Raw genomic sequence first — 24,796 nt, forward strand, 5'->3', positions numbered from 1 at the left:
CACTCCACACAAGAACCTGTCACCAAGGAGATATGACATGACGACACTGACCACCGCCCCGCTGGCGCCCCTGCTCGATGGCCTATTCGAAGAGGCCGCCACGGCGACGAGCCCGGCAATGTCGGCCCTGTCAGGTGATGAGCGAATGCGCCTGATCGGCAGCAAGACCGAATATCTCGACCTTTACGGGCGCCTCAGGGATCTCTGGCTTCCCGTCTCCAGGGAGGCCGGCGCGCTGCTCTACATGCTGGCGCGAAGCAGCCGCGCACGTACGATCGTCGAATTCGGCACATCCTTCGGCATCTCGACCCTCCATCTCGCAGCCGCGCTGCGCGACAATGGCGGCGGCCGGCTGATCACCAGCGAGTTCGAGCCGTCGAAGCTGGTCCGCGCCCGCGCCAACCTGACGGCCGGCGGCCTCATCGACCTCGTCGAGATCCGCGAAGGCGATGCCCTTAAGACCCTGAGCACCGATCTCCCGGAGACGATCGACCTGCTCTTCCTCGATGGCGCCAAGGCGCTCTATCGCGATATCCTGGAACTGGTCGAAGACCGCCTGAGGCCAGGCGCCCTTATCGTCGCCGACAATGCCGACCTCTGCCCGGAATACCTCGCCCGCGTACGCTCGCCCGCAGCCGGCTACCTCTCGACGCCATTCGAAGAAGATATTGAGCTGTCGATGCGGACCTGATGATCCCAGGCTGTCGCCCGCCCCAACGCATAGCGGCGGCGGGCGACAGCCCGTTTCATCGGCGCATCTTCATCTCGGAACCGCGCCGTAGCGCAGCCCATCGACCAGCAGGGAAACCATGAGCCGGGCATGTTCAGGCCCTTGGGCGTAGGCGTGCATGCTGAGGCTCGCAGCCGCATTCAGAAGATCCTCGGCAGCGATATCGGTGCGCACCTCGCCGGCGGCAGCGGCGGCGTCGAGAAGCGAGCGAAGGGCGGGATGCAGTCGCTGCTGGAAGTAGGCGGGTAAGGGATCGAAGGCCGGGTTGCCGGAGTGCAGGGCCGCCGCAAGCCCGCGCTTGGCCGCGATGAAATCCACGAACCGCTGCATCCATCTGGCCAGTGCCTCGCCCGGCGCATGTTCGGCTGCAAGGATCGGCGCGGCGTCGGCGCAGGCATCGATTTCGCGGCGGAAGACAGCGACGACAAGATCGGAACGCTCGGGGAAATGCCGGTAGACGGTGCCGATGCCGACGCCGGCCTTCTCCGCAATCTCGCGCACTGGGGCGTCGACGCCAGAGGTCGCAAATACCGCCATTGCCGCCTGAAGCAGTCCGTCGAGATTGCGTTTGGCGTCGGCGCGCACGGGCTTCTCCGCTCTTTCCCCAGCTCGCCGGCCGTCCTCCTGCTCTTTTCTCTCGTCGCTCATCATTCACTCACTTGCGAAACGGAACATTGTTCCGTATATAAACGGAATGCGGTTCCGCTTATGTAACATGGCGTGACGGTGTTGGCCACATCGACGCGCACGAAGTCCGCCTCCCCAATAAAAGGAACAGACCATGCAATACCGCACGCTTGGAAGAACCGGCATCAAGGTCAGCCCCTATTGCCTCGGCGCGATGATGTTCGGCGCCGCTGGCAATCCCGACCACGAGGATTCGATCCGGATCATCCACAAGGCGCTCGATGCCGGCATAAACTTCATCGACACCGCCGATATCTACAGCCGCGGCGAATCCGAGGAGATCGTCGGCAAGGCGCTCAAGGGACGGCGCGACGACGTTGTGCTCGCCACCAAGGCGCATCTGCCGATGGGCGACGACCCGAACCGGCAGGGCAATTCACGCCGCTGGCTGACTCGCGCGGTCGAGGATTCGCTCCGCCGCCTGCAGACCGACCATATCGATCTCTACCTGATCCACCGGCCAGCCCCCGATACCGACATCGAGGAGACGCTGTCTGCACTCACCGACCTCATGCGGGCGGGAAAGGTGCGGGCGCTGGGATCGTCGACCTTTCCCGTTTCGGAAATCGTCGAGGCGCAATGGGTTTCCGAGCGCCGCGGGCTGGCCCGCTTCCGCGTCGAGCAGCCGCCCTATTCGATCCTCAACCGCGGTATCGAACGCGAGGTTCTGCCCGCCTGCGAGCGTTACGGAATGGGTGCGATGGTGTGGAGCCCGCTGGCGATGGGCATGCTCACCGGCAAGTATCGCAAGGGTGCACCGCAACCCGAAAGCGCCCGCGCCAAACGCTTCCCCAGGCAGATGAACGACGAGCGCCGGCTGGACGCGGTCGAACGGCTCATCCCGCTCGCGCAGCAGGCAGGGCTTTCGCTGGCACACATGGCGATGGCCTTCGCTATCGCCCATCCCGCCGTCACCTCGGCAATCATCGGCCCGCGCACGATGGAGCACTTCGACGATCTGCTTGCCGGCGCCGGGGTGAGCCTGACGGACGAAATCCTCGACCGGATCGACGCGATCGTCCCGCCCGGCACCGACACCGGCCCGCTGGAGGCAGCCTACAACCCGCCTGCGGTAACGCAGCCCAACCTGCGCCGCCGCCCGATAACAGAGCGCTTCGCCGCCTGATCCTCAGGGGGCGAGGCCCGGTCCTGCGAAGCAGGAGCGATCGATCCAGTGAATCGATCGCAGAGCCGAACGCCCTGAGCCATGCGAAGGGCCAGGCAGCGGCGCCTTCCTCCCTCCTTCCTGTGCTCGCGACAGGAAGGAGGGAGGAGAATGGGGAACATCTGCTATCACCTTGACTGGTGTTCCGTTTCAAATTGCCGAAGGGCCAAAAACACGGATGTTCGCACGATCGACATTTGGGCAGCACAAAGTGACCTTCGCTTAAAGGCGCTTCTCAAAGAACGTGTCCGGGTATGGGTCATCATTGAAACGGTCGATCTCGCTCCAGCCAGTTCCGCGATAAAGCCGTGTTGCCTCGGGCAGAGCGCTATTCGTATCCAGACGCAGGAGCTTGATGGACAGCTCGCGCGCGATGTTCTCGGCGGCCGTCATAAGGCGCGTTGCGAGCTCAAGGCCACGCGCGGATGGGGCGACCCAGAGCCTTTTGATCTCCGCGACTTCACCGCCATTGCCCTTCAGCCCGACACAGCCGATCGGCAGGCCATCCGACATGGCCACCAGGAACGCACCGTGCGGACGGATCATATCCTTGGCGTCGGGATCGCGAGAAAGCGCCACATCGAAACCCTTCTCGAAGCGGCGTGCAAGTTCGCCGTAGTATTCGTTAAGACAATAGCTGGCGTCCTCGTGCCGAGGGTCTTTCTCCTCGAGCACGATCTGCTCACGTCTCAGCGAGGAAGCGACGATATCCATGGCGCGCAGCAGTTCGTCCGGGCGACGATGGCGCGCCAGAAGCGATTTCGCCTGCGCATTGGAAAGCGCTTCATAAGCCAGAAACTCGGAACGGCCGGTTTCAGTCAGCCTGGCAACGCGGCGACGCGCGTCCTGCGGGTTCGACACCGTCTCGATAAGCCCCTCCTCTTCCAGACTGCGCAGCAGACGGCTCATCAAGCCAGAGTGAAGACCGAGATAATCGCGGATCACCGCAACATCCGATTGCCCCCGGCCGATCGAATTGAGGACGCGGGCAACACCCAGCGGACGGCCGCGTCCGAGGAAAGACGTATCGAGAGCGCCGACTTCGGAGGTAACGGCACGGTTGAAGCGACGGACACGAGAGACAGGATCGTAGGTCATATTATCTGACTTTAGTCAGGTAATTGATCCTGTCAATTCAAAGCACTCCAATGAACAGCCCTCATCTCTATGCGATCGTCCAGAGCACGGGAAACGGCAATCGGTCCCGAAAACCCCGTCACCCCTCTCCTTCGGTCTTGGCAAGCAGCCTGGCCAGCTCTTCGAGCTCTCCGGCCGAAAGGTGCCGAAGTTCGGCCGGCGGGCGATAATGCTCCGTCAACAGCTCGTCCTTGGTGGCCGCACCCTTCCCGGTCAGTCGCACCAACTTGACGCGGCGGTCGCGTGCCGGCGTCACCCGTTCGGCAAGGCCCGCCCGCTCCAGTCGATCGACCAGCCACGTCGCGGTCGAGGCGTCGCACCCCCATCGGCGGGCAAGCGCGCTGATCGGCTCCCCCTCGTCGTGCAAAGTGAACAGCGCCCTGGAATCGTTTGGCGTCAGCCCCCTTCTCTGAAGGCTTTCCAGCCGCTGCGGCGCCGATTTCATCAACAGATCGAACATCATCCGCCACACCGAGGCGGCGGCTCTGGCATGACGGTCGGGGGCGGAAGGCATCAAATATCCTCGTAAGCGCACTTGAAAAGTAGTTTTATTACTCAAATTATCGTATCAATCAAATCTTATTGGCGACTTCCCCCGGAAAGCCCATTGCGCTTCCACCTTGCTAAGGAGCCATGCCATGCGTTCAGCCATCGCGATCCTCTTCCTGATCGAAACCTGTCTTTATGCCGTTGCCTCCCTCACCCATGCCGGGTTCGTCCTCGAAGGCCACGAACATCGGCAGGCGATGATCGCCGAAGCGGTGATATCAGCCGTCCTTCTCCTCGGCCTGATCTCGCTCAATCTTGACCGACCGTGGAGCCGAATGGCTGCGATCTCGGCCCAGTCCTTCGCCCTCCTCGGCACCCTCGTTGGCGCCTTCACCATCGCCGTCGGCGTCGGCCCGCGAACCACGCTCGACTATATAACCCATGCCGTGATGATCCTGCTCCTGGTCACCGGCCTCGCCTGGCTGGCAAGGAACCGGAACGCCTCTCCCCTAGGATAGGGATCAAGCCACGACGCCTATCCCAACGGCAGCTCGAAGCTTCGCTTCAGCGTTTCCATCGGCACGTCGGTCTTGACGCTGAGGACGCTCGGGATGCGCGTCAGGTGATCGGCCTGAAAACGCCAGTAGCTGTGCAGGTCGGCGGTGACAATCCGAAGCACGGCATCGCATTCCCCTGTCGTCAGGTAGCATTCCATCACCTCGGGAAACCGCCTGACGGCTTCGGCGAACCGGAGCGTCACCTCGGCGTCCTGGGTCTTGAACCACACGCGAGCAAAAACCGTCAGCCCCGCCCCGACCTTTGCAGGATCCAGCACGGCGACGTAGCGATCGATGATTCCGGCCTCTTCCAGCAGCCGGACGCGACGCAGGCAGGGCGAAGGCGATAGGCCTACCTCCTTCGCCAGATCGACGTTCGAAATACGTCCGTCACGCTGAAGCACGCGCAGGATATGACGGTCGATCGGGTCCAGGATGACTGGCATTTTATAGCTCCTATTGATTCCACAATGGCATAATATGCCAAACTTTCGCAATTTTACGGATGCTTCGCAAGCTCATTGCGCAGGACTTGGCCTATCGTTCCAGCATTGAGATGGAGATGGGTAAATGACGAAAATAGAAAAAATTGTGCTTTCTTATTCGGGCGGGCTGGATACCTCGATCATCCTCAAATGGTTGCAGGAAACCTACGGATGCGAGGTGGTGACTTTCACCGCCGATCTCGGCCAGGGCGAGGAGCTCGAGCCGGCACGCGCCAAAGCGGAGATGTCAGGGGTCAAGGACATCCGTATCGTTGATCTGCGTGAGGAGTTCGTCAGCGATTTCGTCTTTCCAATGCTGCGGGCGAACGCGCTCTATGAGGGGCAATATCTGCTGGGCAGTTCCATCGCACGGCCGCTAATTGCCAAGCATCTGGTCGGCATAGCCCGGGAGGTTGGCGCGCATGCAGTTGCCCACGGTGCGACAGGCAAGGGCAATGATCAGGTCCGGTTCGAGCTGGCCGTCAATGCGCTCGACCCGTCGATTAAGATCATTGCTCCATGGCGCCAATGGAACATCCGCTCCCGCATGCAGCTTCTGGAATATGCCGAGAAGCATCATATCCCGGTGCCGAGTGACAAGCGCGGCGAGGCGCCGTTCTCGATCGACGCCAACCTGCTGCATACCTCGACCGAGGGCAAGATTCTCGAAAATCCGGCGGAGGTCGTGCCCGATCATGTCTATCAGCGCACGGTCGATCCCGTCGACGCTCCCGACACGCCCGAGATCATCACCATCGGTTTCGAGAGGGGCGATCCGGTTTCGGTGAACGGCAAGTCCATGACACCGGCCGCATTGCTGACCGAACTCAATGGACTGGGCGGCCGGCATGGCATCGGGCGGCTCGATCTGGTCGAAAACCGTTTCATCGGCATGAAGTCGAGGGGAATTTACGAAACGCCGGGAGGGACGATCCTGCTCGCTGCGCATCGCGGCATTGAATCGATCACGCTCGATCGTGCCGCAGCGCATCTAAAGGACGAGATCATGCCCCGCTACGCCGAGCTGATCTATAACGGCTTCTGGTTCGCGCCCGAGCGGGAAATGCTGCAAGCCTTGATCGACCAAAGCCAAACCTTCGTCAGCGGCGAAGTGATGGTAAGGCTCTACAAGGGAAGCGCTTCGGTCATCTCGCGCACCTCCCCCTTGTCACTCTACTCCGCCGACCTCGTCACCTTCGAGGAAAGCGCCATCGCCTACGATCATCATGATGCCGAAGGCTTCATCAGGCTCAACGGATTGCGGCTCAGGAGCTGGGCGGCCCGCAACAGCAGATGACCGCTCGATCTTCAGCGCACTAACGCTCACGACTAATGCCCCCATTGACGGCACCTTCCTTTCGTGGCTGACCGGGCAGTCAAGGCATCCACGGAGAAGCGCGAATCCAATTTCAAACGATTTTAAAAAAGCAGCTCGGCAAGCTAATCGATTTTAATTTTATCGTTAAAATTTTCTTGTTGCGGCGCACAAGAATTTAGACATTAATTTTTTCGGATGCTCAGTTTATTCGTTGGAGAACTCACATGACTGTGACATTTCCGCTAACCGAAAAGCGCGATGCGGAGACATTGCTGAAACACTTGACGTTGCACAATCTCAGCTTTCCGGGAAACTGCGTCGTGTCGCTCAAGGCGCACGTCGCCCAGGTCTCATCCTCTCATACAACAGCGCTCGGCACCGCCCGTACCGCCTGGTAGGGATTAATGTCGCCGCATCGCCGTCGACAATAGGATCGAAGCAATCCTGGCTGGATCGCCCACGCGGAGATGGATGAAGCCGAGCGCGTCGACAGCTTATCTCGCGGCAGGCAGCCCCATGCCGGCGAGCTTCAGGATATCCTCGACCTTTGCGTCGGGATCGGCGCCGGGTTCGACCTGGCCGTCTATCATCAGCAAGGCAAGGCCATGCGTCAGAGACCAGAGAAAGAGCGCGGCGTTCGGCACGTCCTCGGGCGTCAGGCGCTTTTCCAGGTCGTCCTTCATCTGCCGGTAGACCTGCATTCGCAGGGCGCGTATTGCCTCGTTTCCCTTGGAATAGGCCTGAAAACCCTCCCCGAACATCAGCCGGTAGAGACCGGGATTCGCGCGGGCAAAGGCGACATAGGCGATGCCGCCGGCAAGCAGATTGCGCCGAGGACCGGCTAGGGCGGCATCGATGCTTTCGCTGAGTTCGACAAACCCTTGTTCGGCGAGTGCTGCCGCGATGGCATCCAGGCTGTTGAAATAGTGATACGCCGCCGGAGCCGAGACGCCGGAGCGGCGACCGATCTCCCGTATGCTCAGCGCAGCCGGGCCTCCCTCCTCCAGCAGCGCCCTCGCCACGGACAGCAGCGTGGGGCGTAGGTTGCCATGATGGTAGCGGGTCGATCCGTCGTGCGTGGCCATGTCTCGATCTAATCTTTACATCGTTAAAATCATGCCCTAGCCTTCCCGCGATGACAAGGTATCCGCCGCGGTTCGGGTTCCGGCAAGCTTCCTGCCCGCGCCAGCGGCAGATTTACAGAGAAAGAGGCTTTCATGCGAGCATCGGAACCAAGCCGCACCGCGATCGGCGCGGCCGCCTATCGAGCAGCGCACCAGAGCGTGGATGGCGGCGCCATCTTCTTAGACCCCTATGCCCGCCGGATCCTCGGCGAGGAGGCCTGCGCCGAGGCAGACCTGAAAGCCCAGGACCCCTCTACACGATCCTTTCGCCTGTTTATGGCGGCGCGAAGCCGATATGCCGAAGATTGCCTTGCCCTCTCCTTTACAAGGGGAGTCAGGCAAGCCGTCATCCTCGGCGCCGGGCTCGACACCTTTGCGCTGCGCAATCCCCATGCCGGCCTGAAGGTCTTCGAAGTCGATCATCCCGCCACGCAAAGCTGGAAGCAGATGCGGCTTGACGAGACCGGACTGACGCAGAGCCTACCAACATTCGTTCCTGTCGATTTCGAACATGAGGATTTGAAAGCGCGTCTCATCGATTCCGGCCTCGAGCCCGTGACGCCGTCCTTCTTCATCTGGCTTGGCGTCGTGCCCTATCTCAGGGAGGCGTCGGTCTTTGCCTTGCTACGCTTCGTCGTCGGCCTGCCGAGCGCATCCATCGTCTTCGACTATAGCGAACCCCTCGAAAACTATTCGCCCGAACGCCGTGCCCGCGCCGCGGAAATGGGAGCGCGCACAGCCGCGGCCGGCGAGCCATGGCTGACGCACTTCGATCCCGAGGACCTTGCGAACCGATTGCTGAGCTTGGGCTTCACATCCCTGGAGGATATCGGTCCGACCGAAATGGCAAAACGCTTCTTCGGCCTCCCCAGGGATGCGCCGGGTCGCGGCGCCGGTCCCCACGTCATATTCGCCGGGAAATAGGGAAATCCCCGAGATGTCGAGTTACGGCAATCGAGCTGGCCTCAGCCGTCGTAGACGACAGCAATCTTGTTTCCGGCGGGGTCACGCACGTAAGCGGAATACCAGTTCGGTCCGTAGTGCGGACGTAGACCAGGCGCGCCCTCGTCCGTTCCGCCGTTGGTCATGGCAGCGTCGTAAAAAGCGTCCACCTCGGCGCGGGACTTGGCCATGAAACCAACCATCGAGCCATTTCCGGCGCTCGCCGGTTCGCCGTCGAACGGCGTGCAAACCCATAGAACGAAACCTTCACCCTTCCCGCCTTCGGAATAGGCGCTCCACCCGGGAAACTCTCGATGTTTGCTCCATCCGATCGTTGCCAAGCTCGCATCATAGAAGCCATTCGATTTGACGGAATCGATTGCGCCGACGGTTGCGTAGACACTCATGATCTTCCCTTTCGCTGCTCCAAGATCGGGAGAATTCATATCGCAAGCATGTGAACACAACAAGAACATATAGCTGCGTTTTCCGCAGAAGGTCAGCGACCAATCGCAAACGGACGGTTATTGCCGAGTCTGCAAAAATTCCTATTCCGGGCAACGCCGATGGCGACTAAAACCTGAGGCTTCACGGCTATTTGCGACAGGAAATTTGGATCACATCATGACGACTCTGAGCCGCCCCGATCTCAGCGATATCCACCGTGGCGACTGGGTGGATCGCCGGCTGCCCATCGCATGGCGGCCATATACGCGGTTGGCGCGGCTGGATCGCCCGGTCGGAATATGGCTGACGCTCTTCCCGTGCTGGGCCGCCCTTATCCAAGCATCCCACGGTCTCCCAGACCTCAGGCAATTGGCGATCTTCTCTCTCGGCGCTCTTCTGATGAGAAGCGCCGGTTCCACGGTCAACGACATCGCTGATCGGAAGTTTGACGGCCATGTCGAGCGGACCCGCTTTCGGCCCTTGGCAAGCGGAGAGATCGCCACGCTGCCGGCCTTTATCTTCCTGACCGTTGAACTCGCACTGGCAGCTTCGCTTCTGTTTTTCCTGACGCCTCACACCCGCCTCATCGCGATATATGTGCTGCCGCTCGTCTTTGTCTATCCGCTCTGCAAGCGCTTCACCCACTGGCCGCAGGCCGTCCTGGGCGCGGCGTTCAATTGGGGGATGCTGATGGCATGGGCCGAGGCTGCCGGACATATCCCTGTCGGCGCCGTGCTGATGTGGGCCGGGGCCATCGCCTGGCAGATCGGCTATGATACGATCTATGCCTATGTCGATCTGAAGGATGACACCCGTCTTGGCCTGAAATCGACAGCAATTCTGTTCGGCCGGCACGGCAAGACCTTTATCGGCCTATTCTATGCTCTGGCGGTCGGCGCGTGGTCGCTCGGGGGCTGGCTGTTGGAAATGTCGCCGCCTTATACGATCGGAATGCTGGTGATCGCCGTCCATCTTGCCTGGCAGACCCGGCGGATCAATCTTGCCCGCCCGGACATGAATTATCGCCTGTTCCTGACGAACATCCTGACGGGGGTGCTGCTCGCCTGCACGGCATTCACTGGAACATGGTAAGGGGCTTGATGGATTTGAAAGATTGGACGCGGCACCGATGACCTATCTCAAACACAGCGTGCTCGCCGCCGCCATCATGCTGGCAGCAACGATGACATCCCTGCATCAGGCGCATGCGCAACCATGCGAGCAGGAAAGCTTCGAAGAGGCGAAATACGTCATTTGCACTCTGGAACCGGGCAACGCCGACCTGCGATTGTTCTGGAAGAACGTCGATGGCGCGCCATACCGCGCTTTTTCAAGCCTAGCCGAAGCCGTTCGCGCCAAGGGGCGAACGCTGACTTTTGCCGTCAACGCCGGGATGTACCGGGCCGATTTTTCGCCGATAGGACTTTATGTCGAGAACAGCAGGGAATTGAACCCCGCCAATACGACGGAGGCCAAAAGCTCCTCGGGTCAGGTGCCGAATTTTTATAAGAAGCCGAACGGCGTGTTCTTTCTGGGCGAAGCAAGTGCCGGGATACTCCCGACCGATGAATTTCTGAAACGCCGGCCCAAGGCGCGGTTCGCCACCCAGTCCGGCCCGATGCTTGTCATCGCCAACAAGCTAAACCCGATCTTCATCGTCGGCTCGACAGACCGGACCCGCCGCAGCGGTGTCGGAACCTGCGAGCGCGGCGCGGTTCGTTTCGCGATCAGCGAAGACGGAGTGAATTTCCATGATTTCGCACGGCTCTTCCGCGACCATCTGAAATGCGCGGATGCCTTGTTTCTCGATGGCGGACGGGGTGTCGGACTTTACAATCCGGCAATGGGCCGCAACGACTGGTCCTGGCACGGCGGCTACGGCCCTATCTTCGGGCTTGCCGAATAGCGCACTCGCATTTGGCCAAAGGCCCGACAGCAGCAATCGTCGTTTGCGCGGCGAGACTAGCCTCTCCTCACACGCGCCATTTCGGCGCGCATCCAGCTCGAGTCTCCCCAAGTCGAGAGCCAGATCATCACGTCGGTAAGGGCACCAACGACGGGCAGGAACAGCGCGTGGCTCAAGCCCCGCCTTGTCTGGCTGTTTTCGGCCTTCCTGAGGTGCGCCAGTTCCTGTTCCTGAATTGACCCGATGAGGCCATGAAGCTCGGAATCGCGCTTCTGAAGGAAAGCCAATTGGTCTTCGAGATGGCGATGGACCGTGCTTTCGACCGCCTCGGTACAGATCCAGATCATGTTGCGCCCACTAAGCGCCGTCAGGAGGCCGAGCACAGAACCACCGAGGCTCCAGAATGACATGACGCGGCAGGGCTTGGCGCCCCTTGCGGGCATTGCCTCGCGAAACAGGCGGCAATGGTCGATCTCATCCCGACGCATCTCTTCAAGCGTCGGCACGATGTCCGGGAACAGCCGCCGGGCCACCAGGATCTGGGCGCCATAGATCCTGATAGCGCCGAACTCGCCCGCATGGTTGACCTTCAGAATACGACGGATGGTGACATCGGGGTCGCGTCTGCCCGACCTGCTCGACGGATTGCTCACGACCGCCCTTCCCCTCGGTTCCCTTGCCAGCAATAGGCAGGACGCTCGCCGCGGTCGTCAAGGGTGCGGCGACCGATAAAGTGACGATCCCGTACGCTTTCGGCGCCGGCCTGCTCAGTCTGCCGCGGCAAAATGGGCGATTTCGTCGGCATGCGCCTTCGCTACGGAATGGCGGCGCGTATCCGCCAGCCTCCTGCGGTTCAAGGCTAACATCAAATGCGTGATGGGCGCCGAGCTCATTTTGATCGGCGGCCGCTTGCTCTTAGTTCGCTGATGTCACCCCAGCTTGCGGGAGTGCCAGCCGCTCGGTCAGGTCGCAGGCGAGACCGGCAAGGGTTCGTCGATGTCTTCGGGAATGAAGCCGCCGGTCTGGCGTTTCCACAGGCGGGCAAACAAGCCGTCGCGCTCGACCAGTTCGTCCGGCCTGCCCTCCTCCACGATGCGCCCGTGATCGAGCACGACGATCCGGTCCATCCTGGCAATGGTCGACAGGCGGTGGGCGATGGCGATCACCGTCTTTCCCTCCATGACGAGGTTCAGCCTTTCCTGGATGGCGGCTTCGGATTCGCTGTCAAGGGCAGAGGTCGCCTCGTCCAGCACCAGGATCGGCGCGTCCTTCAGGAGAACGCGGGCGATCGCCACACGCTGGCGCTGGCCGCCCGAGAGTTTGATCCCGCGGTCGCCGACGAAGGCATCATAGCCGCTGCGGCCTTCGCCGTCGGAAAGATCGGCGATGAAGACATCGGCGCTGGCCATCTTCGCCACCGCTTCGATCTCGTCCGTCGTCGCCTCCGGCCGGCCGTAGCGGATATTGTCGCCGACCGAACGATGCAGCAGCGCGACGTCCTGCGCGATGACGCCGATGGCGCGGCGAAGGCTTGCCTGCGTGACAGCGCGGATGTCCTGCCCGTCGATCAGGATCGCGCCGTCCTCTATATCGTAAAAACGCAGCAGCAGGCTGACCAGCGTCGTCTTGCCGGCACCTGAGAGGCCGACGAGCCCTACCTTTTCGCCGGGCCGAACCGTCAGCGACAGGTCATCGATGACAGGTTTGCCGGACTTGTAGGCGAAGCGGACGTTCTCGAAATGGAGTTCCCCACGTCTGACCGTCAGTTCGGCCGCATCCGGCCGGTCGGTGATGGTGGGCGGTGTTGTCATGACCGGCATGGCATCCTTGATCGTGCCGAGCGCGCGGAAGATCTGCTGTCCCATTTGCAGGAAGGTGAAGGACCCTGCCGAGAGGCGTTGGAGGATGTAAACCGTTGCGGCGAAATCGCCCACGGTCAGGAATCGGTCAAACAGCCCCCAGAAACCAATGCCGAGCATGACAAGCCAGAGCACCATGTTAAGGCTGATGACGACGAGTTCGGTTGTCCGGTAGATGCGCTGTTCGTGGTGAAGCGTATCGACCCCCTTGGACATGATCTTTCTTAGCGCACCTGCCTCGCTGTCTTCAGCTGCAAACTGCTTGACCATCTGGATGTTGCCGTAGATGTCCGTCAGGGCACCGGAGATGAGGCTGTTCTGCTTTGCCGAGCGGCGGGCGCGCTCAGTAAAATCCGGAACGACCTTGATCGCAAAGAGCACGTTGAAGGCAACCCAGACGATGACTGGCAGCGCAAGCTGCCAGGAGAGCGCGAGCAGAAGAACAACGGAGCCGATGATCTGAAGCAGAAAGCGCGGTGCCGTCTGGAATGCGATCAGGATCTGTTGCTGAACGGCATTGGCGACCTGACCGAGCCGGGATGCGACCTGGCCGGCGAAAAGATCATGGAAGAAGGCGAGGTCCTGCCGCTCGACGGCCTTGTGCCCCTGCCATTGAATCGCAACGGGCAGGCTGATGCCGATCGTGTGCGAATTGAGAATATTGGTGATGTAGAAGAGAATGGGCATCACCGGAAAAAGCAGAAAGGCAAGGACTGCCAGCAGCCGGAAATTACTGTCGACGAAGAGTTCTACGCCTTGTGTCGTCACGCCGTCGACAATGACCGAAAGACCCCAGATGATCGTAAGGTTGATGGCTTCGATGGCCATCGAGGTTAGCGCCATGGTGATGATGACGCCCCGAAACATCGCGATGAAGTGTATGAGGACTGCCACGGGCCCTTTGGTGGGCATCGGCCGGTAGGGGATGTCGAGCGGCCGGATCAAGGTTTCGAAGGGACGATAGATCGCATCTGAAATCGACATGGGCCACTCGGATCAAAAATCGGGAGGAGGCGTGGACTCAGCTACGCTGGGTCGCAGAAAAACATCTTCCGGCTGCAATCTCAATTAGAAATTTCAGAAAATCTGCCGCCTGGAGGTATCGGTTCGCAAGCGTTGGAAGCAGGCGGCGGCGAAAAGCGCCAATTGCGGTCGTCACGGGATTGGGGCAGATTGCGATCGCTGTATGGTACAGGACGGAACCTACGCTCATGCTGACGGGCTCATGTCATTGCGGCAAGGCGGGCTGGACACTTGAGGGTGATCCCGGCTCGATCACCGCCTGCAACTGCACGCTCTGCAGACGCTACGGCACACTGTGGGCTTATGACTACGAAGGAGAGCGCATCGCTCTCACCGGTGAGACCGCCTCCTACACCCGCGCCGACAGGGACGAGCCGTCTCTCGAGATCTTGTTCTGCCCATCTTGCGCCTGTGTCTTGAGCTGGCGCGGCCTGCGGCTTCGAAAGGATGGCCGTCGGCGTATGGCCGTCAACATGCGGCTTGCGCCGGCCGATCTCGTTCAGGACCTGCCGATCGATCATTTCGACGGCCTGGACACGTTTGAGGACCTGCCTTCCAAAGGGCGCTGCGTACGCGACCTCTGGTTCTGAGCCGACTGCGAAGATCGACATCGGGCCGGATCACACCAGATCCGAGCCCTGGCAAAGGATCGTTCTGCGCGAAGCTGCCTCAGCCGCGCCGCGCCGCCTCGATCGCCGCAATGTCGATCTTCCTCATGGTCATCATCGCGTCAAAAGCGCGCTTTGCCTGGCCACCGCCTGCCGAGAGCGCTTCGGAGAGGACGCGCGGCGTAATCTGCCAGGACACGCCCCACTTGTCTTTACACCAGCCGCACTCACTTTCCTGGCCGCCATTGCCGACGATGGCGTTCCAATAGCGATCGGTTTCCTCCTGATCGTCGGTCGCGATCTGAAATGAGAAGGCTTCGTTGTGTTTGAATACAGGGCCGCCATTCAGGCCGATGCAAGGAATGCCCGCAACGGTGAATTCCACGACCAGTACGTCTCCCTGCTTGCCGTCAGGATAATCTCCCGGTGCACGAATAACGGCACCCACGGCGCTATCGGGAAAAGTCGCGGCATAGAAGCGGGCAGCCGCCTCAGCATCCTTGTCGTACCATACGCAGATCGTGTTCTTTGCCATTGCGCGGTCCTCTCGCTCTTCGTTTCGCATTTTTCAATGAAATAAGAGGCAAACCGTCTTTCTCCAGCCCAGTCCGAGCGATTTCACGCCGGCACTGCCGAACGCTGCTAAGTGGTCGAAGTGCCCGCTTCGGCCGGCAGCAGAAGACCAGGCTCATCTGAATCGCATCAATTGCGGTCATCATTAATCTGTCGCATCACTTAGCTGCTACAAGCACCCCTTCGGCCCGTAGTTCATCGAATTGTTGCATACATCTAGGACACACCAATGATTTACCTGCTTCGCCACGGCGAGACCATTTGGAACACCTTAGGTCGGTTCCAGGGCCAAATGGATTCACCGCTGACGGAGCGCGGCATCGTACAAGCCGAACAAATGGCAAAACTTCTGAAGAAGGAAATTGCGGACAGCGAGCGATCGTTCCAACTTCACGTCAGCCCCCTCGGCAGAACGCAGGAGACTGCGGCTCGCATCGAACGTGTATTGCCGCTGACGGCTCGCCCGGAATCGCGGCTAATGGAGGTGACCGTCGGTTCTTGGGACGGCATGACCAAGTTCGAGATCGACAACGAGTTTCCGGGAATGCTGGACGGGTCCAACGCTTTTGATTGGTATTTCAAATCTCCAGACGGGGAGAGCTTCGATGCTGCCTGTGCGCGAGCAAAGGACTGGATCGCAGGCATACATGGGCCGACAGTTGCGATTTCTCACGGGCTGTTTGGCAGATTGGTTCGTGGTGTATATGCCGGCCTTTCGAGGCAGGAAATGCTGGAATTGCCCGTTCCCCAAGACGGGTTTTATCGTCTTTGTGACGGTGAGTTCAGCCTGGTAAGCGCTTCGGCTGATATGATATCCGGCGTTGTCGCTTAGGAAGGGTTCATCCCTGAGTGACGGCTCCGGTCGCCAAACGTCATTGCTGATTATAACGCGGCTCAATGCCAGAGATTGACGCCTCGACTTGCGACCATCGACCTTCGGACCCTTCAGAATGCCGCTCTTTTTGTGCTACATCACGGTGGAGACGCGCCACCGGTGATAAAATTTAACGCGCCTGAGCCACAGGAAAATCTGGGCAAGCGCGTCGCATGGATGAGGGTCGATACGGCTCTAAAACCTATCCCGCGCATCGCTGCGTGGGTCGCCGGCCACGCGGTGCGGCTCGTAGAGGCCGCTCCGCGCCTTGCGCCGCCACGGCCGGGCGAGATCGCCGGGATTGTCGTCGATATCGGCAAGCGATAGCGCCGCCGTTCCATCCGCAGGGCATTGCGCCGCCCACCGGCCGCCGGGCGCGACGATCCCGGAAGACACCGGATCAGCTAAACCGGGATGTGCGAGTATGGAAAAACTCACCCAGTACCTGTTGCTCGCCGCATACCCCTGCACCTCGGCGGCGAAGGAGGTATCGTTGGCCGGCGTCCCCCCAGTCGACGAAAACAGCACGCAGTGGACATCGAGCCGCTCGTATTCAGTGAAAATTTCGGGAAAGTTGCACTCCATACCGAGCGAACAACCAAAGCGGATGCCGTCGACCTCGAAGGTCACGGGGATCGAACCCGGCGTGTACATGAAAGAGATCTTGGTGTTCGACAGTAGGCGCTCGTCGTAGCGCGTCACCAGTTCGCCGCGGTCGGAGACGACATAGAGGCTGTTGTGCGGCCGGTGCGGCGCCGTCAGCGGATGCACCGAGCCGATGACCGCCCAGAGCCCCAACTCGCGCGCCAGCCTGCGCGTTGAATCCAACTCCTCGCGAAGCACGGCCCATTCGAACCGCCGCCAATCGGAGGGCCCGATCTCTCGCGGCCCGATTTCCGACATGATGCGCTTGTTGGGCGATGATGTCGCTCCTTCGGGAAAATGGATGAGCCGCGCGCCCGCCTCCCGCGCCTGCCGCATCAGCAGGCGCATCTCCTGGCCGCTCCAGCGAAGCTTGTCGATATCGCGGGGATCGTCCGCATAGGTGGTCTGCGCCACGGCCAGACGCAGGCGTCTTGCCTCAGGCGCTGCGTCGTTCGCCGACTTGGGGAAAACATGCATGCGGGCGGTGGTGTAGGATTCACCCGTCTTGGCGGCGCGCGCACGCACCCGCCGTTTGAAATTTCCATTCTCAGTCATATCAGGGCCTCTCACGTTCCGGACATCGCTCCCCAGCAACAGGCCCGAAACATCAGGACCAGGATCACGACCCGAGACGAGAGTCCCTTTGCCTCCGGTTGAAGACCCTGCTGGGGAAGGTCTGGAGAGGTTCGGCGTTAGGCCACGCCGAGCCAAAGATGCCGAGGCGGCCGCGATTCGTCAATTCGGGGACGGCCGAGCACCTACCTCAAGCGGGCCGACCTTGATCCACCCGCCACGGCGGATCGAGGCGGTTCGAACCGGCGAAATAGAGAATGATGCGGTTGCCGCCGGGGTCGAACAGCTCCGCTTCACGCCAGAGCCAACTCTTGTCCTCCGGCCCGCTCACGAAACGAAGACCGGCTTCGCTGAGACTGCCGACCGTCTCGTCCAGGTTCTCGCACTCGAAATACACCGTGGTTCCGCCACCACCACTTACGCCCTGATGCAAGGAGAAGGTGCTGTTTCCGTCCGGGCAGACAAAGCGCGCATACCGGGGACGGGCGTCGACGACGGGCCTGAGACCGAGAATGCAGTAGAAGTTCCAGCCCGCATCAAGGTCAGGCATCGTAACGGTTACTTGATTTAGGCGCATGACCTATCCCCCCCTCAGCTGACTTCGCCCGAAACTGTCTGGCGGCCGGGCACCACGACATTCATAAAAACAAAGACCTGAAGCCATCGCATGAATCAAATTCTAAGCGAGCAGTTTTAGTGTCATCGACACAAAACTCGTGTCAGACTATGCAAACTGCGCACGCCGCCGCATCGATCGAGAGGGCCGAAGCCATGCACAAGTTCACCGTATCAATCACTCGAGAGATCGAGGCCGATACCGCCGAGGAGGCCGCCTTGCTCATGTATCAGGAACTATCAACGGGACCGATCCCTGACCGCTACTCCGTCACCGACGAGACGAAGGCGACAACGGAGGTGAAGCTGGACCGGCACAAGGCCGACGAATTCGCCAGCATCGATCACACAGCCGATCCCGGCAACTGGTAAGCGGCAGACGACCAAACGGACCACAGGAGATACGGTTTTGCGCCGGGAGCGGAATGCAATAGTTGCAGGTCGCCTTCTCCGGCACGAATGCTGGATGTAAATAGCCGCTCAGCCGAAAACATCGCGAGCCAAGGAAAGACCGTGACCTCACCAATCAAAATAGCCGTCGCCGGCGCGAACGGCCGCATGGGGCGCGCCATCCTGCCGCTGCTGGCGGCCGATCCGGATTTTGCGTTCGCCGGCGGCATCGGCCGTGAGGGCGCCATCGGCGCCGGGCTGATCGACCGGTCGGCCGCGATCGGAGCGGACGACGTGATCCTGGATTTCACGACGGGAAGTGCGGTCGCCGAACTTGCCGGCTTGTGCGCTTTGGCCGGTGGACCGGCCCTGGTGATCGGGGCGACGGGTTTCGAGCCGGATGAACTCGAACGGATCGCAGAGGCTGCTCGCACGATTCCGATCCTGCGCTCCGGCAATTTCTCCATCGGCGTCAACATGCTGGTCGGCCTCGTCGCCCAGGCGGCCCGCGCCCTTCCCGCGCATGCCTGGGATATCGAAATCCTCGAAGCCCATCACAACAGGAAGATCGACGCGCCGTCCGGTACGGCGCTGATGCTCGGCGAAGCCGCCGCCGAGGGCCGCGGGGTTTCCCTAGCATCCGTCGAGCGGCGCGGGCGTGACGGCATCACCGGTGAGCGCCCGACCGGCGAAATCGGCTTCGCCGTCTTGCGCGCCGGCGGGATCGTCGGAGAACACAGCGTCCTGTTTGCCGCCGCCGAGGAAGTCGTGACGCTCTCCCATTCGGCTCTCGATCGCGGCATGTTCGCCCGCGGCGCACTTGCCGCCGCCCGCTGGGTCGCAGGGCGCGCACCCGGCGAATACACAATGGGAGATGTTCTCGGGCTGGCCCGAGAAACTGGCCTATAAGCTATCAAGGATTGCCGAGGCGACGACGACTTCGGTTCCAGCCAGCCCGACGGAGCAGAACAGGGTCGTATCCCCCGGCGATCCCCGACCGGCCGCTTTCCCGGCAATGATATCGGCAAGATCGGCCATGCGATGCTCATTGCCGGAGCCGGCGAGGAAAAAGGGCGAAGCGTAGGCGCGCGTCTGTTCGGGAGAGTCCGTCGCGATCACGGCTGCGACATCGGCGATATCCAGGCCCAGTTCGTATCCCTGATGTGTTTTCGGGCCAACGGTGTTGACGTGCATCCCGGGCTTCAAATCCCGCGCATGGATGACCGGTGTTTGGCTCGTCGTCGCGCAGATGACGATGTCGGCGTCATCAACGGCTTCAGAGGCGCTGCCGGCAGGCTCCACCTCAATGCCCAAGGCCTGCTGCATCTCAGCTGCGAAGGCGGCGCGATTTTTTGCGTCGCGGCTATAGACGCGAGCGCGGTCCAGTTTCCGAACGGTGGCAGCGGCGGCAAGCTGGGTTCGCGCTTGGGCTCCGCTACCGAGGATCCCGACGGTCCTGGCATCCGGCGCGCTGAGGTGGCGGATGGCGAGACCTCCGATCGCACCGGTTCTGAGGCTACCGAGGCGCGCTCCGAGAACGATGCCTTTGAGCCTGGCGTCGTCGGCCGACCACACAGCGACGATCTGCGAATGCTCCACCCCGTCGAATGTTTCATAGACCCGAAAGCCCGCGAGCGGTTTCTCGCCAAGGATGCCACCGACGGTGAAGACGAGATCGCCCCGATCGGGAAACGAGACATGATGCCGGGGCGGAGAGATCAGCCGATTGCCGGCTCTCGCGAGAAAAGCTGTCTCGAGCGCATCGATCGCGACCGCCATCAACCCGCTACCGACAAGATCCTCGTCTTTCAGGATTTTCGTCACAGCCAACCCTCCAGCCCATACCGGCATCCTGCAACCCCAACCCCGCTTGAGGTCAATAGCTCAGGCAAACCGATATGCGCCGAAACATCGCGTGAGAGCTAACCGACCAGACGGCGAGCCATCATAACGTCGTCGATCTCTCTGCCCTCCTCCAGAACCCCGCCGGGAATTCTGCCGATCTCGGAAAAGCCTTCCCGCTGATAGAACCGTATTGCCGCCGGGTTCTCCGCGCTGACAAAGAGCTCCAGCTGCAGGATGCCGATATCGCGCGCATGGTGGGCAGCCGCGCTGAGCAGCCTCGCGGCAAGCCCCGTTCCACGCAGGCTCCGTCTGACGTAAACCATGATGATCGTCGCGCGATGAACCATCTTGCTCGACCGCTGCCGAAGCAGGCCCGTTATGCCGACGGGTTCGCCATCCTGAAAGGCGATGAAAACCGGTTCGTTCAGGCGGTTGCGCCACTCCTCGAGAGAAAGAGCCGCCCAGTCTTCGTAGCGGCTTGCAAAGAGAGACGGTTCGGTGCGAAGCGCTTCCAGACGGATGCGCCGGAAAGCCTCCACTTCGTCTGCCTGGATATGCCTGATCGTCGTGCCGCTTCCATCCATCGGGACCTCCTGCAAGATGAGAGCTACTCTCAATACAGATGGCTCCAGCCGTCAACCGGTGTCAGCAAGCTTCGTACTTCAGCCAATGCTCGGAGTTACGAGATCGAACGGAAATCAATCATCTCAAGCGCCGATCACTGCGCCGGGCTCCCCAGCCGACCGCCCTTCCGGACGGCCGGTTCACCGCTCGGACCGCCCCTCAATTGATCGGTCGGCCCCGTAGCCGGTTCACCGGTTGGCCCGGCCACCGGTTCACGGGCTGGCCCGTCGACCGGCTGGCCGGTGGACCGGACGACCAAGGGATCGGCTGGCTGGACGGCGGATTGATCGGTTGTTGGCCCGGGCACCGACTCCCCGGTTTCCGCGGGCGCCGGCTCGCCGGTTGCCGCGTTCAACGGCTCACCGGTTGGTCCGGCCGCTGATTGCTCGGTTGGCTTGTCGATCGCGAATGGCACAACTTCACGGATAATGAAGAGAAGAACTATACCGACCAACGTGCACGTCAGCGCGTAGAGAAGGAAATATTTCAGTGCATATCCCTCGCTAATTGGCAGCACCAACTTGACAATGGTGCAAATGATATTTCCTCATTATTGAACGATACTTCAAAAAAGGCAATCATTTTCAACAAGAGCCACGAAATTTCAAAAATGGACAGAACGGGATAAGGTAGTTATTGTAGATATTTAGGAAGCGCATCCCCGATGCTCAATTTATCTTGAGGTCTCGGCAAGCCCAAGGAAGGCCCCGGAGCCCATATCCGGGATCGCCCAAGGCGAAGACAGCCCCGGCGATATCGGCTAGATTGCGTGTGCCGGCAGCCTGCTTTCGAGGGTGCGCCCCTCCAGGGTCGATGGCGGCAGGGGGGATCCGCATGACGGCAATTGCATCTCTGTTTCGGGAAGCCGCCCGCCTTGCGGCGAGATTCCGGCAGGCAGCGCCCGCCCGCCACGTGCCCACCCACGACTACGCAGCCTCGCTTGCCTGTTTCGACGAACCGCTGCCGGCGGCCGGTTCCGATATGCTTGATGTCATCAGGCGTCTCTCGGACGGCGCCGAACCTGGGCTGCATGCGACCACAGGGCCGCGCTTTTTCGGCTGGGTCATCGGCGGCTCCCATCCGGTCGGCGTCGCGGCTGATTTCCTCACCAGCGCCTGGGGCCAAAATGCCGGAAACCATGCCGTTGCCCCGGCCGCGTCCGCCGTCGAGACCGTCGCGGCGAGATGGCTTCTCGATCTCCTGCAGCTGCCGGCCGAAAGCTCGGTCGGTTTCGTCACGGGTGCGACGGTCGCGAACTTCACCTGCCTTGCCGCCGCGCGCGGCGAGGTGCTGCGCCAGGTGGGCTGGGATGCCGATGCCAACGGCCTGTTCGGCGCCCCCGAGATTACCGTGCTGATTGGCGACGATGCCCACACGACGGTATTCTCCGCGCTGCAATTCCTAGGCCTCGGCCACGATCGCGTGCTGCGCGTGCGCACCGATCCGGTAGGCCGGATAGACCCGGCCGCGCTGGCGGGCACGCTCGATACGGTCTCCGGTCCCGCCATCGCCATTCTCCAGGCGGGGCAGATCAATACTGGCGCCTTCGACGATTTCGCCGCCATCATCCCGCTGTTGAAGACGAAAGGCGCCTGGGTGCATGTCGATGGTGCCTTTGGCCTCTGGGCGCAGGCATCGATGAAGACCAGCCACCTCAGCCGCGGCATCGAAGCGGCCGACAGCTGGGCGACCGACGGCCACAAATGGCTGCAGACGCCCTATGATTGCGGCTATGCGATCGTCCGTAACGAACTCGCTCATCGCCGCGCGATGACGATCGCCGCGAGCTATCTGCCGCTCGCCGGCCAAGGCGAACGCGATCCCTCTCATTACGTGCCCGAGCTATCGAGAAGGGCGCGCGGCTTTGCCACCTGGGCGATGCTGAAACATCTCGGCCGCGACGGCATCACCACCCTCATTGATCAGTGCTGCGCCTCAGCGCGGCTGATCGCCGATCTCCTGTCGCGGCATCCGGGCATCGGCATACTGAACGACGTCGTGCTGAACCAGCTCGTCATCCGCTTCGGAACGGACTTGCCCTCCGAAGAAGGCGACGCGCTGACGCGAAAGACGATCGAAAAGATCCAGGCAGACGGCATGATCTTCGCCGGCGGCGCCAAATGGCGCGGCCGCGACGTCCTGCGCCTCTCCGTCACCAATTTCCAGACGACGTCAGATGAGGCGCAACTCGCCGCACAAAGCATCATCGCTGCGTTCAAGAGTGTCAGCCGAGGGTGATGCATCAACTCCTTTGGTTCGCCCGGATACGGAATTGTGCTATCGCCAGCCTTGTTCACTCCGGGAGAGATCGAAGCGTGAAAAACGTCCTGTTCGTCTGTAGTCAGAACAAGCTTCGCAGCCCGACGGCCGAACAGGTCTTCGCGAACTGGCCTGAAATCGAAGTCTCCTCGGCAGGTACGAATAAGGATGCCGAAAATCCGTTATCGAACGAACTGGTCGAATGGGCCGATATCGTCTTTGTCATGGAGAAGGCTCACCGTGCGAAAGTCCAGGGCAAGTACCGGTCAGCTCTCAAGGACAAGCGGCTGATCTGCCTTCATATTCCTGATGATTACGACTTCATGGACCCCGCGCTCGTGCAGCTGCTGAAGGCAAAGGTGCCCCGGCATCTCTAAGCCTGTTCATGCGACCGTAAAATCGCCGCCCGCACAAGGCGGGCAATTCTCCCGTCCGTCCCGCCTCGCGCCAGTGGTGGCACTTGCGGTCAAGCTGCGGGGCCGGTGGTCAAACTTGTTGAGAGACATATTCCGGAAACTCGGCCGCACCGCGACTTAGGGCTTTTACCATCAACAGGCCATCGTCGAAGTAGCCGTTTCTCGCGTAGAACTGATGCGTACGCTCCCTGCCCAGCACCATGGCGATACGGATCACCGCGCATTCAGTCCGCTCCGCCTCCGCCTCGATCCACGCCATCATCTTGCCGCCGATGCCCTGACTGCGCAGGGCGCTGTCTACCACCACGTTGTCCGCCTCGACATACTTGCCGCACCACAACTGAGTGCCGGTCCAGAAACCCGACGCACCCACCATCCGTTCGTCGATGTAGGCTGCTATGCAGCGGTAGTTGCTCTGTGCAAACATGGCTGAAAGTCGTTGGCAAACCACGGCCTCACTCAGGCGACTAACCTGGCTGTACAGAGGGAAAATTGTCATCATCTGATCGAGGCCGACCAGCTCGCGGATGATCACTTCGTCGGACACAGCAGCCCCCTATCCTCTCGATCACATGATAGTGCACGCGAACTTAGTCATGATCCATAGGCGTGAACCGCTTACAGTGGACCGCCCGTCTTCCCATTGCCACACGCTCCGCTTATAGCTCCCCGCCCGTTCCGATCGCACAAGGAGGAGAGCCATGAACGCCAATGATGTCGCCGCCCATTGGGAGAGCAATGCCGAGACCTGGACGATCTACAGCGCGCCGGCTACGACAAATACCGCGACGCGCTGAACACGCCGGCCTTTCTGGAGATGCTGCCGCCGGTCACCGGCTTAGCGGGGCTCGACCTAGGCTGCGGCGAAGGCTCCAATACTCGCGCCGTCGCCCGCCTCGGCGCCCGCATGACCGGGCTCGATATCGCCCAGACCTTCATTCGCTATGCCCGCGAGAGCGAGGCAGAAGCGCCACTCGGCATCGACTATGTGCTCGGCGACGGCCAGAGCATCGATTTCCCGGAGGCGAGCTTCGATTTCGTCACCGCCTTCATGTCGATGATGGACATGGCCGACCAGCGCGAGGTGCTGAAGGGCATCCACCGGGTCCTGAAGCCGGGTGGCTTCCTGCAGTTTTCGATCCTGCACCCCTGTTTTGTGCCGCCGACACGCCGCAATATCCGCAATCAGGCCGGCGAGCCCGTCGCGGTGGAGATCGCCGATTATTTCGATGAGAGCGACGGCCGGATCGATCGCTGGATCTTCTCCTCCATCCCCGAGGCCGAACGGGCGACGCTGACGCCGTTTGCCGTCCCGCGCTTTCACCGGACGCTGTCGACCTGGGTGTCGATGATCGTCGAAGCGGGACTGACGATCGAAGCTTTCGGCGAGCCCATGGCGTCAGTCGAGGTGGCTCTCGCCGAGCCAGTGGTCGCCGATACCCGCATCGCACCGATCTTCCTCCATATCAGGGCGCGCAAGGCGTAGGGCCCGTTTTTTCCCGCCG

Annotated in this window: 29 protein-coding genes and 1 pseudogene; 15 read left to right on the forward strand and 15 right to left on the reverse strand. The window is 61.2% G+C overall.

Translation table 11 applies throughout. The features are described from left to right. Window positions 1-37: 37 nt before the first annotated feature. On the forward strand, window positions 38-691 hold the full coding sequence (locus AC1D2N_RS06630) for an O-methyltransferase (protein WP_018516424.1): 654 nt from the start codon (window positions 38-40) through the stop codon (window positions 689-691). A 69-nt stretch (window positions 692-760) separates the two neighbouring features. On the opposite strand, the gene AC1D2N_RS06635 is transcribed toward AC1D2N_RS06630, so the two are convergent. Continuing rightward, complete coding sequence (locus AC1D2N_RS06635) at window positions 761-1,381, reverse strand: TetR/AcrR family transcriptional regulator (RefSeq protein ID WP_130729132.1); 621 nt, start codon at window positions 1,379-1,381, stop codon at window positions 761-763. Between the two features lie 130 nt (window positions 1,382-1,511). Between AC1D2N_RS06635 and AC1D2N_RS06640 the strand changes: the two genes are divergently transcribed. Beyond that, entirely contained in the window at window positions 1,512-2,543 is a 1,032-nt protein-coding gene (locus AC1D2N_RS06640) for an aldo/keto reductase (protein ID WP_130716915.1), read from the forward strand. A gap of 261 nt (window positions 2,544-2,804) precedes the next feature. On the opposite strand, the gene AC1D2N_RS06645 is transcribed toward AC1D2N_RS06640, so the two are convergent. Together AC1D2N_RS06645 and AC1D2N_RS06650 are read right to left on the reverse strand one after the other, a co-directional pair. Then, window positions 2,805-3,680, reverse strand: coding sequence for a bifunctional helix-turn-helix transcriptional regulator/GNAT family N-acetyltransferase (locus tag AC1D2N_RS06645; protein ID WP_130729133.1), 876 nt, complete (start codon window positions 3,678-3,680; stop codon window positions 2,805-2,807). 118 nt (window positions 3,681-3,798) lie between these two features. Further along, the gene (locus tag AC1D2N_RS06650; RefSeq protein WP_130729134.1) at window positions 3,799-4,233 is read right to left on the reverse strand and encodes a MarR family winged helix-turn-helix transcriptional regulator; all 435 of its coding nucleotides are present in this window, start codon (window positions 4,231-4,233) and stop codon (window positions 3,799-3,801) included. A 124-nt stretch (window positions 4,234-4,357) separates the two neighbouring features. Here AC1D2N_RS06650 and AC1D2N_RS06655 point away from each other — a divergent pair, with 124 nt between their 5' ends. Beyond that, window positions 4,358-4,726: a hypothetical protein gene (locus AC1D2N_RS06655; RefSeq protein ID WP_130729135.1), complete on the forward strand. Its 369-nt coding sequence runs from the start codon at window positions 4,358-4,360 to the stop codon at window positions 4,724-4,726. A 17-nt stretch (window positions 4,727-4,743) separates the two neighbouring features. On the opposite strand, the gene AC1D2N_RS06660 is transcribed toward AC1D2N_RS06655, so the two are convergent. Next, window positions 4,744-5,211 carry an Lrp/AsnC family transcriptional regulator gene (locus tag AC1D2N_RS06660; RefSeq protein ID WP_018242566.1) on the reverse strand — a complete coding sequence of 156 codons (468 nt, stop codon included), beginning with the start codon at window positions 5,209-5,211 and terminating at the stop codon, window positions 4,744-4,746. Between the two features lie 124 nt (window positions 5,212-5,335). On the opposite strand from AC1D2N_RS06660, the gene AC1D2N_RS06665 reads away from it, so the two are divergent. Continuing rightward, window positions 5,336-6,547, forward strand: coding sequence for an argininosuccinate synthase (locus AC1D2N_RS06665; protein WP_018242567.1), 1,212 nt, complete (start codon window positions 5,336-5,338; stop codon window positions 6,545-6,547). A gap of 245 nt (window positions 6,548-6,792) precedes the next feature. Next, window positions 6,793-6,966, forward strand: a complete 174-nt coding sequence (locus AC1D2N_RS06670; RefSeq protein WP_018242568.1) for a hypothetical protein — start codon at window positions 6,793-6,795, stop codon at window positions 6,964-6,966. A gap of 96 nt (window positions 6,967-7,062) precedes the next feature. Here the strand turns inward: AC1D2N_RS06670 and AC1D2N_RS06675 are convergent, their stop codons facing one another. Next, a complete protein-coding gene (locus tag AC1D2N_RS06675; protein WP_047621099.1) occupies window positions 7,063-7,653 on the reverse strand; it encodes a TetR/AcrR family transcriptional regulator in 591 nt (196 codons plus the stop codon). Window positions 7,654-7,785: 132 nt separating this feature from the next. Here AC1D2N_RS06675 and AC1D2N_RS06680 point away from each other — a divergent pair, with 132 nt between their 5' ends. Beyond that, window positions 7,786-8,616: a class I SAM-dependent methyltransferase gene (locus tag AC1D2N_RS06680; protein ID WP_130729136.1), complete on the forward strand. Its 831-nt coding sequence runs from the start codon at window positions 7,786-7,788 to the stop codon at window positions 8,614-8,616. 41 nt (window positions 8,617-8,657) lie between these two features. Here the strand turns inward: AC1D2N_RS06680 and AC1D2N_RS06685 are convergent, their stop codons facing one another. Continuing rightward, the gene (locus AC1D2N_RS06685) at window positions 8,658-9,041 is read right to left on the reverse strand and encodes a VOC family protein (protein WP_047621102.1); all 384 of its coding nucleotides are present in this window, start codon (window positions 9,039-9,041) and stop codon (window positions 8,658-8,660) included. A gap of 217 nt (window positions 9,042-9,258) precedes the next feature. Here AC1D2N_RS06685 and ubiA point away from each other — a divergent pair, with 217 nt between their 5' ends. Both ubiA and AC1D2N_RS06695 read left to right on the forward strand, forming a co-directional pair. Further along, window positions 9,259-10,173 (forward strand): 4-hydroxybenzoate octaprenyltransferase, encoded by a 915-nt coding sequence (gene ubiA / locus AC1D2N_RS06690; RefSeq protein WP_047621103.1) that lies wholly within the window; start codon window positions 9,259-9,261, stop codon window positions 10,171-10,173. 37 nt (window positions 10,174-10,210) lie between these two features. After that, the gene (locus tag AC1D2N_RS06695; RefSeq protein WP_047621105.1) at window positions 10,211-10,987 is read left to right on the forward strand and encodes a phosphodiester glycosidase family protein; all 777 of its coding nucleotides are present in this window, start codon (window positions 10,211-10,213) and stop codon (window positions 10,985-10,987) included. A gap of 56 nt (window positions 10,988-11,043) precedes the next feature. Here AC1D2N_RS06695 and AC1D2N_RS06700 read toward each other — a convergent pair whose 3' ends face one another. Beyond that, window positions 11,044-11,640, reverse strand: a complete 597-nt coding sequence (locus AC1D2N_RS06700) for a demethoxyubiquinone hydroxylase family protein (RefSeq protein WP_047621106.1) — start codon at window positions 11,638-11,640, stop codon at window positions 11,044-11,046. Between the two features lie 309 nt (window positions 11,641-11,949). Continuing rightward, a complete protein-coding gene (locus AC1D2N_RS06705) occupies window positions 11,950-13,830 on the reverse strand; it encodes an ABC transporter ATP-binding protein (protein WP_130729137.1) in 1,881 nt (626 codons plus the stop codon). 227 nt (window positions 13,831-14,057) lie between these two features. Between AC1D2N_RS06705 and AC1D2N_RS06710 the strand changes: the two genes are divergently transcribed. After that, a complete protein-coding gene (locus AC1D2N_RS06710) occupies window positions 14,058-14,459 on the forward strand; it encodes a GFA family protein (protein ID WP_047621108.1) in 402 nt (133 codons plus the stop codon). 79 nt (window positions 14,460-14,538) lie between these two features. Here AC1D2N_RS06710 and AC1D2N_RS06715 read toward each other — a convergent pair whose 3' ends face one another. Beyond that, a complete protein-coding gene (locus AC1D2N_RS06715) occupies window positions 14,539-15,012 on the reverse strand; it encodes a VOC family protein (RefSeq protein WP_047621109.1) in 474 nt (157 codons plus the stop codon). 267 nt (window positions 15,013-15,279) lie between these two features. Here AC1D2N_RS06715 and AC1D2N_RS06720 point away from each other — a divergent pair, with 267 nt between their 5' ends. Beyond that, a complete protein-coding gene (locus AC1D2N_RS06720; protein ID WP_130729138.1) occupies window positions 15,280-15,882 on the forward strand; it encodes a histidine phosphatase family protein in 603 nt (200 codons plus the stop codon). 237 nt (window positions 15,883-16,119) lie between these two features. Here the strand turns inward: AC1D2N_RS06720 and AC1D2N_RS06725 are convergent, their stop codons facing one another. After that, window positions 16,120-17,124 (reverse strand): carbon-nitrogen hydrolase family protein, encoded by a 1,005-nt coding sequence (locus AC1D2N_RS06725; protein ID WP_130729139.1) that lies wholly within the window; start codon window positions 17,122-17,124, stop codon window positions 16,120-16,122. 208 nt (window positions 17,125-17,332) lie between these two features. Continuing rightward, on the reverse strand, window positions 17,333-17,719 hold the full coding sequence (locus tag AC1D2N_RS06730; protein ID WP_130748859.1) for a VOC family protein: 387 nt from the start codon (window positions 17,717-17,719) through the stop codon (window positions 17,333-17,335). Between the two features lie 194 nt (window positions 17,720-17,913). On the opposite strand from AC1D2N_RS06730, the gene AC1D2N_RS06735 reads away from it, so the two are divergent. Then, on the forward strand, window positions 17,914-18,129 hold the full coding sequence (locus tag AC1D2N_RS06735) for a hypothetical protein (protein WP_028733211.1): 216 nt from the start codon (window positions 17,914-17,916) through the stop codon (window positions 18,127-18,129). Between the two features lie 87 nt (window positions 18,130-18,216). Continuing rightward, the gene (dapB, locus tag AC1D2N_RS06740; protein ID WP_477980973.1) at window positions 18,217-19,056 is read left to right on the forward strand and encodes a 4-hydroxy-tetrahydrodipicolinate reductase; all 840 of its coding nucleotides are present in this window, start codon (window positions 18,217-18,219) and stop codon (window positions 19,054-19,056) included. On the opposite strand, the gene AC1D2N_RS06745 is transcribed toward dapB, so the two are convergent. From AC1D2N_RS06745 to AC1D2N_RS06755, 3 genes are all read right to left on the reverse strand, one after another. Further along, window positions 19,051-19,971 carry an ornithine cyclodeaminase family protein gene (locus tag AC1D2N_RS06745; protein ID WP_130729142.1) on the reverse strand — a complete coding sequence of 307 codons (921 nt, stop codon included), beginning with the start codon at window positions 19,969-19,971 and terminating at the stop codon, window positions 19,051-19,053. The genes dapB and AC1D2N_RS06745 overlap by 6 nt on opposite strands. Window positions 19,972-20,069: 98 nt before the next feature. After that, on the reverse strand, window positions 20,070-20,576 hold the full coding sequence (locus AC1D2N_RS06750; RefSeq protein ID WP_113543587.1) for a GNAT family N-acetyltransferase: 507 nt from the start codon (window positions 20,574-20,576) through the stop codon (window positions 20,070-20,072). 134 nt (window positions 20,577-20,710) lie between these two features. Further along, on the reverse strand, window positions 20,711-21,136 hold the full coding sequence (locus tag AC1D2N_RS06755) for a hypothetical protein (protein WP_130729143.1): 426 nt from the start codon (window positions 21,134-21,136) through the stop codon (window positions 20,711-20,713). Window positions 21,137-21,450: 314 nt separating this feature from the next. On the opposite strand from AC1D2N_RS06755, the gene AC1D2N_RS06760 reads away from it, so the two are divergent. Then, window positions 21,451-22,854, forward strand: a complete 1,404-nt coding sequence (locus AC1D2N_RS06760; RefSeq protein WP_130729144.1) for a pyridoxal phosphate-dependent decarboxylase family protein — start codon at window positions 21,451-21,453, stop codon at window positions 22,852-22,854. Between the two features lie 77 nt (window positions 22,855-22,931). Next, the gene (locus tag AC1D2N_RS06765; protein ID WP_026188445.1) at window positions 22,932-23,252 is read left to right on the forward strand and encodes a low molecular weight protein tyrosine phosphatase family protein; all 321 of its coding nucleotides are present in this window, start codon (window positions 22,932-22,934) and stop codon (window positions 23,250-23,252) included. Between the two features lie 109 nt (window positions 23,253-23,361). Here AC1D2N_RS06765 and AC1D2N_RS06770 read toward each other — a convergent pair whose 3' ends face one another. Further along, on the reverse strand, window positions 23,362-23,838 hold the full coding sequence (locus AC1D2N_RS06770) for a GNAT family N-acetyltransferase (protein WP_130729145.1): 477 nt from the start codon (window positions 23,836-23,838) through the stop codon (window positions 23,362-23,364). A 154-nt stretch (window positions 23,839-23,992) separates the two neighbouring features. Between AC1D2N_RS06770 and AC1D2N_RS06775 the strand changes: the two are divergent. After that, window positions 23,993-24,777: pseudogene (locus AC1D2N_RS06775) on the forward strand (class I SAM-dependent methyltransferase). The last annotated feature ends 19 nt before the right edge of the window (window positions 24,778-24,796 follow it).

This window comes from Rhizobium sp. P1_B8, assembly GCF_056406515.1.

What these genes read in the sequence shown, in the direction of transcription:
- AC1D2N_RS06630 (WP_018516424.1), top strand. Translation starts at nt 38, where the DNA reads ATGACGACACTGACCACCGCCCCGCTGGCGCCCCTGCTCGATGGCCTA.
- AC1D2N_RS06635 (WP_130729132.1), bottom strand. Translation starts at nt 1,381, where the DNA reads ATGATGAGCGACGAGAGAAAAGAGCAGGAGGACGGCCGGCGAGCTGGG.
- AC1D2N_RS06640 (WP_130716915.1), top strand. Translation starts at nt 1,512, where the DNA reads ATGCAATACCGCACGCTTGGAAGAACCGGCATCAAGGTCAGCCCCTAT.
- AC1D2N_RS06645 (WP_130729133.1), bottom strand. Translation starts at nt 3,680, where the DNA reads ATGACCTACGATCCTGTCTCTCGTGTCCGTCGCTTCAACCGTGCCGTT.
- AC1D2N_RS06650 (WP_130729134.1), bottom strand. Translation starts at nt 4,233, where the DNA reads ATGCCTTCCGCCCCCGACCGTCATGCCAGAGCCGCCGCCTCGGTGTGG.
- AC1D2N_RS06655 (WP_130729135.1), top strand. Translation starts at nt 4,358, where the DNA reads ATGCGTTCAGCCATCGCGATCCTCTTCCTGATCGAAACCTGTCTTTAT.
- AC1D2N_RS06660 (WP_018242566.1), bottom strand. Translation starts at nt 5,211, where the DNA reads ATGCCAGTCATCCTGGACCCGATCGACCGTCATATCCTGCGCGTGCTT.
- AC1D2N_RS06665 (WP_018242567.1), top strand. Translation starts at nt 5,336, where the DNA reads ATGACGAAAATAGAAAAAATTGTGCTTTCTTATTCGGGCGGGCTGGAT.
- AC1D2N_RS06670 (WP_018242568.1), top strand. Translation starts at nt 6,793, where the DNA reads ATGACTGTGACATTTCCGCTAACCGAAAAGCGCGATGCGGAGACATTG.
- AC1D2N_RS06675 (WP_047621099.1), bottom strand. Translation starts at nt 7,653, where the DNA reads ATGGCCACGCACGACGGATCGACCCGCTACCATCATGGCAACCTACGC.
- AC1D2N_RS06680 (WP_130729136.1), top strand. Translation starts at nt 7,786, where the DNA reads ATGCGAGCATCGGAACCAAGCCGCACCGCGATCGGCGCGGCCGCCTAT.
- AC1D2N_RS06685 (WP_047621102.1), bottom strand. Translation starts at nt 9,041, where the DNA reads ATGAGTGTCTACGCAACCGTCGGCGCAATCGATTCCGTCAAATCGAAT.
- ubiA (WP_047621103.1), top strand. Translation starts at nt 9,259, where the DNA reads ATGACGACTCTGAGCCGCCCCGATCTCAGCGATATCCACCGTGGCGAC.
- AC1D2N_RS06695 (WP_047621105.1), top strand. Translation starts at nt 10,211, where the DNA reads ATGACCTATCTCAAACACAGCGTGCTCGCCGCCGCCATCATGCTGGCA.
- AC1D2N_RS06705 (WP_130729137.1), bottom strand. Translation starts at nt 13,830, where the DNA reads ATGTCGATTTCAGATGCGATCTATCGTCCCTTCGAAACCTTGATCCGG.
- AC1D2N_RS06710 (WP_047621108.1), top strand. Translation starts at nt 14,058, where the DNA reads ATGCTGACGGGCTCATGTCATTGCGGCAAGGCGGGCTGGACACTTGAG.
- AC1D2N_RS06715 (WP_047621109.1), bottom strand. Translation starts at nt 15,012, where the DNA reads ATGGCAAAGAACACGATCTGCGTATGGTACGACAAGGATGCTGAGGCG.
- AC1D2N_RS06720 (WP_130729138.1), top strand. Translation starts at nt 15,280, where the DNA reads ATGATTTACCTGCTTCGCCACGGCGAGACCATTTGGAACACCTTAGGT.
- AC1D2N_RS06725 (WP_130729139.1), bottom strand. Translation starts at nt 17,124, where the DNA reads ATGACTGAGAATGGAAATTTCAAACGGCGGGTGCGTGCGCGCGCCGCC.
- AC1D2N_RS06730 (WP_130748859.1), bottom strand. Translation starts at nt 17,719, where the DNA reads ATGCGCCTAAATCAAGTAACCGTTACGATGCCTGACCTTGATGCGGGC.
- AC1D2N_RS06735 (WP_028733211.1), top strand. Translation starts at nt 17,914, where the DNA reads ATGCACAAGTTCACCGTATCAATCACTCGAGAGATCGAGGCCGATACC.
- dapB (WP_477980973.1), top strand. Translation starts at nt 18,217, where the DNA reads ATGCTGGATGTAAATAGCCGCTCAGCCGAAAACATCGCGAGCCAAGGA.
- AC1D2N_RS06750 (WP_113543587.1), bottom strand. Translation starts at nt 20,576, where the DNA reads ATGGATGGAAGCGGCACGACGATCAGGCATATCCAGGCAGACGAAGTG.
- AC1D2N_RS06760 (WP_130729144.1), top strand. Translation starts at nt 21,451, where the DNA reads ATGACGGCAATTGCATCTCTGTTTCGGGAAGCCGCCCGCCTTGCGGCG.